Genomic DNA, 14593 nt, shown 5'->3' with positions numbered 1-14593 from the left:
CTTCCTCAGCCGGTTCCATGAATGCAGCAATTTCTAGCCCTGCAATTGACTCTAATTCCTGCTGTTGAGGCAAAATCATTTGTTGCAGGCGGCGGGTTACGTCTAGTTCGGCACTCATGCGAAGGTTTTCTACTTTTAGCCGTTCGTTCAAAACCAATATTTCTCTATTAGCTTGGGCTAATTGTGCGGTGCGCTCTTCTACTTTTTGCTCTAAGGTTTGGTACAAAGTAGCATTCTCTAAAGCTATAGATGCCTGGGCAGATAGAAGTTTTAAAACTTCTATTCGCGCTGAGGTAAAGGCATTTTCTACTAGGTTATTTTCTAAATAAACTACACCCATGAAGCGACCTTGATTGATGATGGGAGTACAGAGTATGGATTTGGTTTGATGGGCAACAATATAGGGGTCGGTGGCAAAGATTGCCTCGGTGGTAGCATTGTTTAAGACGGCACTTTTTTGGGTTCTTTCTACATAGTTGATGACGCTCATGGGGAGGACTTCGGCGAGGGGCTGATGGGGAATGAGTGATAGGGTAATATTGTCGCCTTCGACTTGTCCGACGCCTTCTATGGTGAATGTGTTGGAGTGTTTGAGCAGCAAATATCCGGTTTGTGCGCCGGCATTTTCAATGGCGATTTTAATTAGTTTTGTCAGCAATTCACTGAGGACTATTTCACTGGAGATGGCTTGGGCGGCTTTGAAGACGGAGGCTAGGTCAAATCCTTCGGAATTGCTGCTACTGGTGATGATGGTGGCTAAGGTGAGGCTGGTTTCTGCGGGTTTTTGAGCGTTGATTTTGGCGAAGAATTGCGGATATCGGGTTTCTAAGTCTTTGACTTTGGCTTTGGCTCCCCAGCGGATGTAGCAGTAGTATGCTTCTAGGAGGAAGAAGCGGGCCATGTTTTCTTGACCGCGAGTTAGGTGAAATTCTCCGGTGAGTTCGTTGGCGAGGGCTTCTTCTTGGGTGTATTGCTGTTCTCTGGCTCCGGTAATGGCAGCATCGTAGAGGGTTATGGCTGCGGGGTAGTCTCCTAAAATTCGCGCTTTTTCTGCTTCTACTAACTCGTATTTGTGTTGATAGTTGGTGGGGGCGTTATTTACCCAAAATCTCATTTTTTCTTGATTGGTGGCTACTTGTTCGAGATATTTTCTCTGTTCGGTTTCGCTGACGTTGGGATATTGAGCGAGGAGGCTGAGGGAGTAGTAAAAGTTGAGTTGTGCTGTTACCATCAGACCGCCAACAGGTGCTTTATATTTATCTGCTTCTCGAGCATTCTCTACGGCGGCTTCTGGTTCTTTAAATAAATATGAAAGGCAGGTTTTAAAAGTGTATATAAAAAATAAGTTATAATAGTTATTCATTTGCAATGCAGCTTTAAGAGACTCTTGTTCATTATATTCATCGCCAGTTAACTCAGTTGGTCTGTTTGACTGACCCAGTAAACTTAAAATAACCTGCCGGATCGTCTTTAAAATTTCAATAGAATAATTTTGTTTAAGATTTTGAATCAAAGACAGAATCTCTTGACTTTTAGCTTCGAGAGATTCTAAGTCGCCTCCCGAATACAATCTATGATCGTGATAGCTCAAAGTTGCATAGCAGGCATACTCTAAATTTCCTGTTTCTAGCCCACTATTAAAAGCTTCTTGCAAAGAGTCTATGGTTTCCCTAACATGGTCTTTCCAGTGTCTAATATGTGAGTTAAAGCACTGTACAACCATTGCTTTTATATTTTTGGCATTAAATTGCTCCAGCAATCTTAAAGATAGTTGACCAAATCTATATCCTGAATCAATATCTCCAGAAGCCGTCAAAAAGACACCATAACTAACGTACACGCCAGCAGCTAAAGGAGGATTCCCGTAAGTTAAGCAGAGATCCACCATTGCCAATAAAAGCCGAGATAGTAAGGCAGGATTCGTCATAAAAGCAGCCGAAGTAACAGTTAAAAGAATCCGAATTGCGGCCAAGTGATAAGGATCTGTCATTTCGGGAAGGTCTGCTAAATCCTCAATTTGTTTGTTTTCTTCAGCCATTTTTATAGCAATTATCTGAATCAAAATTCCGGGATCTTCCGACATTTGAGACAGCGATATCCCTAATTTTTCCAGCACTTCCAGCCCTGTCTCTATGGCTTCTGACATCCTGTATTGAGAAATATAAGACTGAATTTTAACCTCGTAAACTTTTACCCTATCTAAAAGGGTTTTTGCCTCTTGTAGCACAACTTCTAAAAGATGTTCCGCCTCTTCAAAATTAGCGTTTAAATATTCAGCTTCTACGGTTTCCACATAGATAGGCAGCGTCAAGTCATAATCACTCTGCCAACTATCAACAGCAAGCAGTCCCAAACTAATATTAAAATAATTAACAGCAGCTTCAAATGCTGCGGATGCTTTAGCTTTTTGACCAGCAAAAAAGTTCAGTTCTGCTAATAGGTTTTTGTCAGATTGTGTGGCCAGTAGAGGTAATTCCTCTGTGGTTGCCTCTATGCCAAAATTCAATTGATTAACCAGGGCAAAAATATTGTTTTTGCGTTCTTCTGGCGTTGTATTTTGCAGCAGCAATTGACCGATTTTGAAGTGAGTTGATTTTTTCTCGGTTTCGGGAATCAGAGAATAGGCAGATTGCTGCACTCTGTCGTGCAAAAATTTGTAATCTACTTTCACATCTTGTAGCTGCACTGCTTCAGATTCCGACTCGACAAATACCATGGGAATTTTGTAGGCTTCCGAAAGGGGCAAAATCAAACCCGCCTGAAGCGCTGGCCACAACTGCGCCGCCGTTACTAATTCTGATTCTTCGTTGACAATGGCTAAAATATCTAAGTTGAAAGTGTTGCCAATACAAGCGGCAAGTTTTAAGGCTTTTTGAGTAACCTCTGGTAGCTTTTGAATGTTTCTGGCAATCAGTTCGACAATGTTTAAATCGGTAATGCCAATGGCTTGTATTGCCTCTAGATCCCATTGCCATCTATCGCTGCCGGTTTCGTAATTGAGGAGGTTTTCCGAGGTCATGGTTTTCAACAGTTGGGTTAAAAAGAAAGGGTTGCCTTGGGTTTTGCTAAAGAGAAGTTCTGAAAAAGATTGAATGCGTCTGGTGGCTGCGGATTCATTGAGAGTATCGGCAATCAGTTGGCTAACATGATTGATAGCTAAAGATTGAACTGTGATCTTATTGAGATTAGCTCCAGATTCGCGGATTTTTTCTAAGGTTTGAATTAAAGGGTGAGTGGGGTTGACTTCGTTATCGCGATAGGCTCCAATGATTAATAAATATTGGCTATCAGAGTCGCTCATCAGCAGTTGCATCAGTTTCAGGGAGGCTGAATCTGCCCACTGTAAGTCATCTAAAAAAAGCACAACGGGGTGTTGGGGCTGACAAAAGACTTTGAGGAATTGTTGAAAAACTCGATTGAAGCGGTTTTGTGATTCTGTTGGCCCTAATTGCGGCACTTCGGGCTGAGGGCCGATAATAAATTGTACTTCGGGGATGACATCAATGATGACTTGGGCATTGGGGATGAGGGAATCTAAAAGTTGATGTTTCCAACTGGCAATTTGGGTGGCATTTTCTGTGAGTAATTGGTTGATTAAGGTTTGAAAAGCGATGATGATGGCTGAGTAGGGAATGTTGCGGTTAAATTGGTCAAATTTGCCGGAAATGAAATAACCCCGCTGGCGAACAATGGGTTTGTGAACTTCGTTGACAATGGCGGTTTTGCCAATACCGGAATAGCCGGAAACGAGGATCATTTCGGCATGGCTTTGAACCCCCCCGGCCCCCCTTGGTAAGGGGGGGGTAAGAGTGGATTCCTCTTCTTCTAAAGCCCCCTTACTAAGGGGGTTGGGGGTGACACAGGGTTGGCTAATTCTTTCAAAGGCGGCTAATAATTCTCTTACTTCCTGTTCGCGGCCGTAAAGTTTTTGTGGGATCAGGAGTTGGCTACCTTTGTCGCGGGTGGCAATGGCAAAATGTGCTATTGTTCCCGTAGCAAGCAACTGATTTAAACAAGTTTCTAAGTCAAATTTTAATCCCGCTGCACTCTGATATCTCTCTTCGGCGGTTTTAGCTAAGAGTTTAATTACAATATCAGAAATAACTTGGGGAACTTCTCTAATTTCACAAAGTGGTAAAGGCTGTTTAGCTAAGTGAAAATGTATTAATTCCATTGGGTCTTCAGTGACAAAAGGTAACTGACCCGCGAGCATTTGGTATAAAGTCATTCCTAAAGAATAATAGTCGCTTCGGTAATCTACCGAGCGGTTCATTCGCCCCGTTTGTTCTGGGGAGAGATAGGCAAGAGTACCCGCCAGTTTTGAGGGGTTGCTCACAGATTGATTTTCTTGTTGCAGGCGGGAGGAAATGCTAAAGTCAGTAAGTTTGACTTCGCCTGTGGTAGAGTTAATAATGATATTGCCCGGTTTAATATCTTTGTGAATAATCGAATGGCGGTGCAAATAATCTAAGGCATCTATTAAGACAATGGCAATTCTCAGAACTTCTGTTACAGGTAAGGTTTGGTTAGTAAGTAACTGGTCGAGGGAGGAGCCGCCAAAATCTTCTAAGATCAGGGCAAAGCTGTTACGATAGTTTTCTAGGCTATAGACTTTAGTTATGCTGGGACAGTCAAGGGGTTGGGCAATTTTGTATTCATTTCTGAGACGGGTAACTTCTTCAAGGGTGGGGTACTCGGACTTGAGGAATTTAACAATCGCAGGTTGTTGGTCGCGTTCGCGGTAGCCTCGATAAACCAGACTTTTTACGCCGCTGTGAATTTCTTGTACAATACGATATCCGTTAAGTCCGAGCATAGTGTGTGCGCTGGTGGGTATTGTGCTTGTTGGTGATATTAGCCTATCGGGAGCGAAAACCCCTGTGTCATCGCGAAAGTCCGTAAAAATTCACATTTTATACCATTATCAAAAGGCTTGCAGTAAATAGGCATTATTTATCCGAACCTACTTCCGTTATTTTATTGTGAAGTGCATTGCACACCTCTGCTATACAATAGCAGCAAGATCCATTACTTCCCACAAAAGGGAGCTAGGAGAAACTTATGGCATTTCCGCAGGATTGGAGAAGTTGGGAAACACAAATAGCCCGATTGATAGGTCAGGCCTGGTTAGATGAAGCGTTGTATAGGCGCCTAGTCAACGAGCCTGCAGCCACGCTCCGAGACAATGGATTAATTCTGGAAGACTTCGTAGAAGTCCGCATCGATCAGGCTCCCGATGCAGTTCCCGTCCTTCAAGGTACTCGAGGGGAAACGGTGATTTATATCCTACCCCTGCCTCCCAAACCCGATGGTCTGACAGACGAACAGATTAGCAGTTGGCTTGAGGGGCGGACTGAGGGATTCCCAGGCGGAATAATTCCGCCCTTTTCTTGCTAAAGTCCCTTTAGCTTACCTCCGGCTACACCCGTAGCTTGCGTGTTTTTCGGCCCCGCTTGGCTCTCTAGTCGCAGTGGGGCTGCTTGAGGAGAGTTGGCTGGGACGGGGTGGCAAAAAGGATGAGACTGTTGTAGAGTATCACCATTAATTGCCTAAACAAGATTAGGTGTATCTAACAGAGGAATATATTATGTCTGTTGTACAACAAGATTTGACGGCGAGTGAACAGTCCATGTCGAAGGCGATCGCCCAGGCTTGGTTAAGTGGCGTTCCTGAAGGTACGATGATTGGTGATATGCCATTACCGAAAAAGCCTGATGATCTGACAGATGCACAGATTAGTGATTGGCTGGAAGGTCGAGCAGAGATAGCTCCTGGTTTGGCTCCTAAGTGCTAAAGTCCCTTTAGCTTACCTCCGGCTACACCCGTAGCTTGCCAGTTTTTTGGCCCCGCTTGGCTTCTAGTCTCCGTGGGGCTGCTTGAGGAGAGTTGGCTGCGACGGGGTGGCCAAGAGGACGAGACTTTTATAGATTATAAAAATCTAACTCTGTACTAAAATCCCTTCAAAAATTATATTAAACACCCTTCAGGATGCTCTACCAACCAAAGTTTAAAAATTGCTTCACAGTCGAAATCATCAAATCGGTGGGAGTATTCCTAATATCCGAGTCAGATTCCTTCGTCCTCTCAGGCCACCTTTACGAACTATTAACCCCCTTAATTAACGGCCACAACACCCCAGATCAAATCGTCGCCCAACTGCGAAGTCAAGCCTCACCCGCTGAAATTTACTATACCCTAGCCCTGCTAGAAAAACAAGGCCACCTGATCGAAAACGACACCTCCCTCCCCGAAGAAACCGCCGCCTTCTACACCCTTTTAAACATCTCCCCTCAGCAAGCCACATCGCGCCTACAATCCCTCAAAGTAGCGGTCATTTCCTACAGCAAAATCCCAGCACAAGCCTGCATCAGCGCCCTAGAAACCCTCGGCATTCAAACAACTTCAACCACCGCAGAAATCACCCTAATCTTAACCGATGATTACCTGCAACCAGAACTGGGAGAATTCAACCAAAAAGCCCTCCAAACTGGCAACCCTTGGCTACTGATAAAACCTACAGCTTCAACAATTTGGACCGGCCCGATTTTCCACCCCAAAACCACCGCCTGCTGGGAATGTCTCGCCCAACGCCTGAGAGCAAATCGCCCCACCCAAAGCTTCATTCAGCGTCAAAAACATCAAACAAAACTCTTATTAACACCCCCATCTTACCTTCCTGCTACCCTACAAATAAGTTTCAATTTAGCCGCCACAGAACTAGCCAAATGGATTGTCCAAGGCAACAATAAAAATTTAGAAAATACAATAATTACCTTTGACACCAAAACCCTCAAAACCACTAACCACACCATAACTAAACGCCCCCAATGCCCCGAATGCGGTTCACCTCCGCCGCAAGAAATCCAGCCCTTTGTCCTCCAAAGCCAGAAAAAAACCTTTACCACCGACGGCGGCCATCGCGGCTTTTCCCCAACAGAAACCCTGCAAAAATTTGACACCCAAATCAGTCCCATAACCGGAGTTGTGCGCGGTTTACTCAAAATTCCCCAAACAGCCAATGCTTTAACACCGAACTACTTAGCCGGCCACAATTTCGCTACGATGTTCGATGACTTGTACTTCCTCAAACAAAACTTACGCGGCAGAAGTGCCGGCAAAGGCAAAACCGACGAACAAGCCAAAGCCAGCGCCTTGGGAGAAGCCATTGAGAGATATTCCGGCGTATTTCAAGGCGACGAAATTCGACAAAAAGGCAGCTATCAAACAATGGGAGAAACCGCCATTCACCCCAATGATTGCATGGGTTTTAGTGAAGTACAATATAGCACTCGCCACGACTGGAATAGAACCTGTAAAAGCTTCTTTCAAAGAGTCCCGGAACCCTTCGATGCCTGCAGAGAAATTGACTGGACACCAATTTGGTCATTAACTCATCAACGAGTCAAATATTTACCCACAGCTTACTGTTATTACGGCTATCCCAAACCCGAAAAACCCGACTGTTGGGCGGACTCCAACGGTGCCGCCGCCGGCAATACCAAAGAAGAGGCAATTTTGCAAGGGTTTATGGAATTAGTCGAGCGAGATAGCGTTGCCTTGTGGTGGTACAATCGGGTTAAAGTCCCTGCCGTTGATTTAGATAGCTTTAACGATTCCTACATTCAAGAACTCAGAAACTATTATCAAAGTATAGAGCGATCGCTGTGGGTTTTAGACCTCACCACCGATTTTAACATCCCCGTTTTTGCCGCCCTTTCTCACCGCATCGACAGAGAAATCGAAGACATTATTTTTGGTTTTGGCGCACATTTCGATCCCAAAATTGCCCTATCTCGCGCTTTAACAGAAGTCAATCAATCTTTACCCGCAGTATTAACCTTCAACAGCGATGGTAGCACAAATTACGGCGTTTCCGACGGCCTCAGCGTTGAGTGGTACAAAACCGCCACCCTAGAAAATAAATCTTATTTAACGCCCGATACTTCTCAACCTTTAAAATTACTATCTGACTATCCCCCCTTAGCCAGCGATGATTTAAAAGCAGACGTTGAAAAGTGCGTAAAAATAGCTGAAACATTAGGCTTAGAAACCTTTGTTTTAGATCAAACCAGGCCAGACATTGGGTTAAATGTAATTAAAGTCATAGTACCAGGAATGCGGCACTTTTGGAAGCGCTTAGCACCAGGGCGACTTTATGACATTCCCGTTAAATTAGGCTGGCGAGATGCACCCATCCCGGAACACCAAATAAACCCATTTCCCATATTCTTTTAAGATTAATTATGAGTGACACCATACCCCAAATTATCCTAACTTTTAAACCAGAAATTTCTCTAATTGAGGATGCCGAAAAAGGCTTAATTTTAAAATCACCCTACATCGAATTTAACCTCAACAAACTCTCCCCCGGAATTGTCGCCGCGATTAAAATTATTTCTACCGCAGGCGCAACCGAAACAGCCCTAACTCAACTGGTAGTTTCTACCGATGGCAGTTCCGCCCTCGCTAAATTCTACTACTACCTAGAACAATTTGTCCTCCTGGGTTTAGTTTACCATACTTTAGAAATAGACGGCAGTGCGATCGCTACAGCCGTCCCCATAGCCACACCCTATAAATGGCAATTATCAGAGACAATTACTGATAATAACTATCAACTTTCACGCTTTGCCTATTGCCACTCAGAGAAATCTCATCTTGTTGTAGAATCACCCCTTTCCAAAGCGAAAATTATCCTCGAAGATTGGCGCAGTGCAGCTTTAATCAACGAACTCTCGCAACCTAAAGCCATCTCGGATTTAACCCAAATTCCGGGGATTTCTGAAGCCACTGCCCGATTATTTATCAGCTTTTTGTTAGCTACTGAAGTGCTATCATCTGTTAACAACAATAGCAGCTTAGAACAAAGTGAAACTCTAACTCAATGGGAATTTCACGATTTATTATTTCACTCCCGCAGTCGAGGCGGCAGACATTCCAATCTGATTGGTAAAACCTTTCGATTTTTAGGGCAAATCGAACCGACACCCGTGCTCAAAGACAAACCATCCAACGAGATTATTAATCTTTATAAACCCAACCTCGATAGTTTGAAACAAATAGATAGACCTTTTACAGCAATTTTAGAAGAAAGAAAATCAATTCGGCAACATGGAGAGAAGCCGATTACTGTTGAACAATTAGGAGAATTTCTCTATCGTTCCGCGAGATTGCGCGAGATTGTCCCCAGAGATAACATGGATTGTAGCAATAGGCCTTATCCAACGGGAGGCGCTTGCTACGATTTAGAGATTTATACTGCTATCAATTTCTGTGAAAATATTGATTCTGGGTTGTATTATTATGCACCTCAAGATCACCAACTTTGTAAAATTTCTGGGAAAACAAAGCAGGTAGAAGCCTTGCTAAAAAGTGCAGGTTTCTCAGTACAGATAGAAGGAGAACCACAGATTTTAATTCTGCTATCCTCTCGGTTTTCGAGAGTAAGTTGGGGCTATGAATCAATGGCCTATAGTCTGATATTAAAGCACGTTGGGGTTTTGTATCAAACCATGTATTTAGTGGCAACAGCAATGAATCTCGCGCCGTCGGGAGTTGGCGCGGGAAATTCCGAGTTATTTGCAGCAGCAGCAGGATGCGATTATTTTGCAGAATCCTCAGTGGGAGAGTTTATCTTAGGAAGTCGGTAATTAGTTTCCTATACAGGTAGGGACAGGGCACTGCCCATTGGTGTCAACTTAACTTCTAACCCAGTCACAGACTCGGGGGTTTGACTATTAAACTTAGATCCCCCCTAGCCCCCCTTAATAAGGGGGGGACAGGAATATTCTCAAAGTCCCCCTTCTTAAGGGGGATTTAGGGGGATCTAGACTGGGCTAAAAGCGAGATTTATCAGGGGTTTCAGTCTTAAGTTGACACCAATGGGCACGGCGCTATGTCCCTACTACGGGGATTGACGAAAATTAAAATGATTTTTATGACCCCAAATCATAACTAGGTGACAACCATGCAGGCCGACTCAAGTTAAAGTTTTCCTCTAACATTAATTCTGCACTATTCAACGCTCCTTGTACCCATCCTTGCATATTTGAATAAGCTTCCCCACAGACATAAACATTAGCGCCCTGAATCGGATGTCGCATCTGTTTCATCACTTCCCAAGGCTGGCAGCGGGGGTTCCAATAGTGCCATCCACCCCCGTAGGGATCTTTTTGCCAGTCGATATAAAGGGCGGTATAAGGTTCTGGAATATCTGCTAAATTGTGTAGGGCTTTGAGTTGTTGCTGGGCCGTCTGTACCATATTCTGAGAAGGAACTAAGGGGTCTATAATTATACAACCATCACTTTTTATAAAAGCTCTCAATTCTGGTGTTTCGGCTAGTTCTCCGCGAAAAGCTGGACATTTTTCTGGATACTCTGGATTATAGGCCATTGTTTGCCAAAAACCCGCTGCAATATTATCAGAAAAAACACTTAATAATAGCGAGTTGTGATTATTGGTATCGCCCCCTTGTGCGCTTTCTGTACCGAAGTAGTAACACTTTTGCATGGGCAAATCTGTAGCTGAAGTACCACCCTGAATATCTAGTAGATGCCACCAAGGATGATGATAGCCGAGGAAAAGTTTGTAAGCGGGATCGCTGCTAACGGTTTGGATATTTTTCTGAAAAGTTGAATTGCTAAATAGGAAATTCTGCTGATTTTCTACAGCCAACAGTTCTAGCGATCGCTTCGGCATTGCCAAAATCAGATGTTTCGCGAACACAGGCGGGAGGGAATGGCCAGCCCGATCGACAAAATTTAACCTAATCAGTCCTTCAGAGGTGCGATCGAAGGTTTTTAAGCGATGATTTAGGCAAACTTCCCCACCCTCTCTATCAAATTCTGTCGCAAGGGTTTTCGGTAATGTTTGGTAGCCATCAGCCATCATGTACCAACTATCGCTGAAGGGAAGAGATATATTCGTAGCGATCGCACTAGCCGCATTCCAAGTACCCAATTGCGAATAGAAAAAGCCCGTATCCAAACAGAGATTATAAGCCTCGTTGCTAATTTCCTTCAGCAACACTTCCCAAATACTCAAATCATACAAGTGTTGACCGTCAATTTTCAGCGTTTCGCGATCGCGCTTCCACTCTTCGGAAGCAAAATAAGCAGGAGTTAAATCTTTCCCTGGAATCGCCCGCCCAACAGCCAAATCGAACAATTCCTCATAAATTTTACCTTCTTCATCCGGCCGTAAATTATAAGGTACTTTATCCGGTTGGTTAAATTCACTCATCAACAAATGCCTATCCCGAATATATGCCCGTACTCCTGGACTACTAAAGTCAACAAGTGTTGTCTTGAGGTTCAGCAACTTAATCAATTCCCAGACAATAGTCTGAGATTCCGTCACATACATCCCACCAAACTCAGCCTGAACATGAGGCATCCCCGGCATTGTCATTGATAGTAACCGGCCACCAATGCGATCGCTCAATTCATAGAGACGAATCTTAGAAGATTTGTGCCCATATGCTAACCGCCAAGCAGCGTAGGCCCCAGAAACACCACCACCCACAACTGCAACATCAATGATTTGATTTGAATCAACTGCACTATTAATCATAAATTCCTAGTAAAATTACCACCTGAAAAAATTACTTATCGATCAATCCGCGTCAGGACACTCCAAGAACCCAAAGCGTGTCAACTTAGGGTCAAACTCTTAGTCCGACAGGGGTTAAAACCCCTGCCTCAAAGAGCAAGTCCTCTGAAGAAGACTAAGAAGACTTTTAAACTTAATTAGTCCTCTTGAGAGGACTTAAGCTATTAGACAGGGACTTAAGTCTCAGAGGGGCTTTCAGATTGCAGTTTACACCAATGGGCACGGTGCGGTGTCCCTACCTCTTACCTCACTGTAATTCCCAGTCTCAAAAGGCTAGCATAAAAAAAATCCACTTCTACCCTTTTCCCATCACCCTTAAAAACTAAACTAGGTTCGTAAGTGACGCACAAACACCATTGGATTGTCACTACAATTACTCAAATTGCCAATTACATAAAGAGAAGGAACTATCGTAATATGATCAGTCATTGGCAAATAGTAATTCGCCTCGATTTGATATTGATTAGACCCCAAATATTTCTGCTTTCTCCCTATGATGTAGGGTGCGCAGTGCGCACCTTACACATCTGGAATCACGCATAACCTGATGATTACCGCTTCAATTTCAACTACAAATACTTCTGCAATAGCAAACCCATTTTCTCTTGAGTTGCGGCAGACACTTGATCCAGCCGAGTCAGAATTGCATATTTCAAAGCTGAATGGGACTCGGAAACGGGGGGATTTTCTGTTAACCTCCGGACTGTTTCTTGAATGGCTTTTTGGGCATTTGCTGCATTGCGGTGCAAGTTGGCAACTACCATTTCTACTGTTACGCTGTCGTGATCCTCATGCCAGCAGTCATAATCGGTGACTAATGCTAAAGTTGCGTAGGCAATTTCTGCTTCTCTGGCTAATTTTGCTTCGGGCAAATTTGTCATCCCGATGACTGTCGCTCCCCAACTACGGTAAAGGTGGGATTCTGCTTTTGTGGAAAATGCGGGGCCTTCCATGCAGACGTAAGTGCCGCCCCGGTGCAGGGTAACGTCGGGGAGGTTCAAGGATTCGATCGCACTTGCCAATACTTTAGCCAATTCGCGGCAAACCGGATCGCCGAATGCGATGTGAGCAACAATTCCTTCTCCAAAAAAGGTAGAAACTCGATTTTTTGTACGATCGATAAACTGATCCGGCACTACCATATCTAAAGGTTTCGCCTCTGCTTTCAGGGAACCCACCGCCGACGCTGAGATTAAATACTCAACTCCCAAACTCTTCATAGCATAAATATTTGCCCGGTAAGGCACTTCTGAGGGCAAAAAAGTGTGGTTGCGGCCGTGTCTAGCCAGAAATGCTACGGGCGTACCGTCCAAAGTTCCCACAATTGCGGCATCCGATGGGGATCCAAAAGGTGTATCAATTTTTACCTCTTCAATCTCCTTCAGGGCCTCCATTTTATACAAACCGCTGCCGCCGATAATTCCGATCTTTGCTTGTGCCATTTTTACTGTCTGCCTGAGTTTTACAAGAGTGATTCTATCGGGCCATCGTTAAGTTGGGGTAAAGATAATTGAAGATTTCGTGACAACCGTCACCGGGCATACACTACATTGTCACAAAAAGTATGTGATATTAATCACAGTATGACTTCACGAAATCTTTAAAAATAAAGGTACATAGTTCTGTTACGTACTTTTAGCGTGTTAAGACCATGACAGTCAGCTCTGCTAACGTTCCCAAAATCTCGATCGAGGCGATCGTCGAGCGCATCTTTGCTTTTCGCCAAATTACCCCCCTTGACAGACGGCTGCTGAAGTCAGCAATGCTAGCCCAGAAAGGTCTTAACGAGAAAGACCAGTCTCACATCCACCGAGTGTGTCAGGGCATCCAAAACGGATTGATTTTAGTGGTAGAATAAATGGGTCGCACTATGTCTTGCTTGCTCAAGAAGCTGTTTTAAAAGTTGTGTTTGAGTCTGTATCTGCTGGAACTGAGTTCGGGCAGTGTTTTACTATTTTTCGGCGCGCGCGCGACATCACAAAAATATTATTTACATCTTATCGATCAAAATTCAGCAGCCAAAAGCCTGTATAAGTCATGCCACTATCATCGGGCTGCACTAACAAAAAATGTAATCCTTTACTTAATTGCTTGCGCTGTTGGTAAATTTGGGCCGCTGCTTTCACCTCGCTATCTTCAAAAGTAGCCACAACCCACCTATCTACTAACCCAGCTTCTAATATCAATCCGTCAGGTTCTCCAGCGATATAATTCAAAGCCAAAGGTTTGGCATCCTGAAGCCATTTAGCCAACCGCATAGACTGGCGTCCGCCGTCAATCACAACTCCCGGTACGGGTACTGTTGAGGCCAAGCCCAAATTCAGCGGTAACAGCAATTCTGGCATTTCCAAAATTGGCAGGGGACGCCCTTGGAAAGCATCTTCAATGTCGCCGGCGGGTAGGGAAGCAAAACGCCAGCCATCGCCCCAGAGGTTTTCGGGTAAGGGTACGGGCGGCGGCGAGTCGAGGGCGATCGCACTGTAAGCTTCACCTGTATAATTAGGCATACTCGAATATTCTTTTGCGCGTTGTTGCAGCAACAATTTCAGAGCCGCAGTCCGCCGAGTCGCTTCTACCTTGACACCCAAAACTTGGCCCGCAGCTTCGATTAAGCCCAGAGACTGAGGTCTAAATACTTGAATCAAGTCGGGCCAATTTTGGGTTTGAGCTTGCTGCTGCAACTGCGAGGCTAGCCAATTAGAATTTGCGGCCCCCTGGCGACAAACAGCGCTAAATTGAAAACTGCCTTCCGAGTCGCAAATTAAGAGTTCCCACAGTGGTTTGCCAGTGTCGTCTTGGAGAGGGCGGCGGTAAAAATCGGCTTCCCAAATACGCATAAATAATTAAAAATTAAAATCTACAACTCGATCATTTTAATATAGCCTGTGGCCACTGCGATAGGATACCGATCTCGTGAGAAAAAACTTCGAGCGATATATTCTAAGGAATGAGAATTAAATAACTTCCACAAGTTTGTGGGA

At 44.3% G+C, this 14593-nt stretch carries 9 protein-coding genes; 5 read left to right on the top strand and 4 right to left on the bottom strand.

Going from position 1 to position 14593, the window contains the following annotated elements; all coding sequences use genetic code 11:
• Window positions 1-4816: ATP-binding protein (locus tag ACUVJL_RS24750; RefSeq protein ID WP_445248262.1), on the bottom strand; the 4816-nt coding region annotated here is incomplete at its 3' end.
• Window positions 4817-5061: 245 nt separating this feature from the next.
• On the opposite strand from ACUVJL_RS24750, the gene ACUVJL_RS24745 reads away from it, so the two are divergent.
• The 4 genes from ACUVJL_RS24745 (at window position 5062) to ACUVJL_RS24730 (ending at window position 9650) form a co-directional block, all read left to right on the top strand.
• Window positions 5062-5397: a hypothetical protein gene (locus tag ACUVJL_RS24745; protein WP_445248261.1), complete on the top strand. Its 336-nt coding sequence runs from the start codon at window positions 5062-5064 to the stop codon at window positions 5395-5397.
• A 190-nt stretch (window positions 5398-5587) separates the two neighbouring features.
• Window positions 5588-5794 carry a hypothetical protein gene (locus tag ACUVJL_RS24740; protein WP_445248260.1) on the top strand — a complete coding sequence of 69 codons (207 nt, stop codon included), beginning with the start codon at window positions 5588-5590 and terminating at the stop codon, window positions 5792-5794.
• Window positions 5795-5988: 194 nt separating this feature from the next.
• Entirely contained in the window at window positions 5989-8235 is a 2247-nt protein-coding gene (locus ACUVJL_RS24735) for a TOMM precursor leader peptide-binding protein (RefSeq protein ID WP_445248259.1), read from the top strand.
• 8 nt (window positions 8236-8243) lie between these two features.
• The gene (locus ACUVJL_RS24730; protein ID WP_445248258.1) at window positions 8244-9650 is read left to right on the top strand and encodes a SagB family peptide dehydrogenase; all 1407 of its coding nucleotides are present in this window, start codon (window positions 8244-8246) and stop codon (window positions 9648-9650) included.
• Between the two features lie 285 nt (window positions 9651-9935).
• Here ACUVJL_RS24730 and ACUVJL_RS24725 read toward each other — a convergent pair whose 3' ends face one another.
• Together ACUVJL_RS24725 and ACUVJL_RS24720 are read right to left on the bottom strand one after the other, a co-directional pair.
• Window positions 9936-11573, bottom strand: a complete 1638-nt coding sequence (locus ACUVJL_RS24725) for a flavin monoamine oxidase family protein (protein WP_445248257.1) — start codon at window positions 11571-11573, stop codon at window positions 9936-9938.
• A gap of 608 nt (window positions 11574-12181) precedes the next feature.
• A complete protein-coding gene (locus ACUVJL_RS24720; RefSeq protein WP_445248256.1) occupies window positions 12182-13054 on the bottom strand; it encodes an S-methyl-5'-thioadenosine phosphorylase in 873 nt (290 codons plus the stop codon).
• Between the two features lie 209 nt (window positions 13055-13263).
• Between ACUVJL_RS24720 and ACUVJL_RS24715 the strand changes: the two genes are divergently transcribed.
• On the top strand, window positions 13264-13470 hold the full coding sequence (locus ACUVJL_RS24715; protein WP_333123411.1) for a hypothetical protein: 207 nt from the start codon (window positions 13264-13266) through the stop codon (window positions 13468-13470).
• A gap of 139 nt (window positions 13471-13609) precedes the next feature.
• On the opposite strand, the gene ACUVJL_RS24710 is transcribed toward ACUVJL_RS24715, so the two are convergent.
• Window positions 13610-14449: a Tab2/Atab2 family RNA-binding protein gene (locus ACUVJL_RS24710; protein ID WP_445248255.1), complete on the bottom strand. Its 840-nt coding sequence runs from the start codon at window positions 14447-14449 to the stop codon at window positions 13610-13612.
• Between the last annotated feature and the right edge of the window lie 144 nt (window positions 14450-14593).

Origin of the sequence: Microcoleus sp. OTE_8_concoct_300 (assembly GCF_031383065.1) — a bacterium.
Classification (GTDB): domain Bacteria; phylum Cyanobacteriota; class Cyanobacteriia; order Cyanobacteriales; family Microcoleaceae; genus Microcoleus.
Note: the sequence above shows the minus strand (reverse complement) of the source record. Positions and strands in the feature narration are given on the sequence as shown.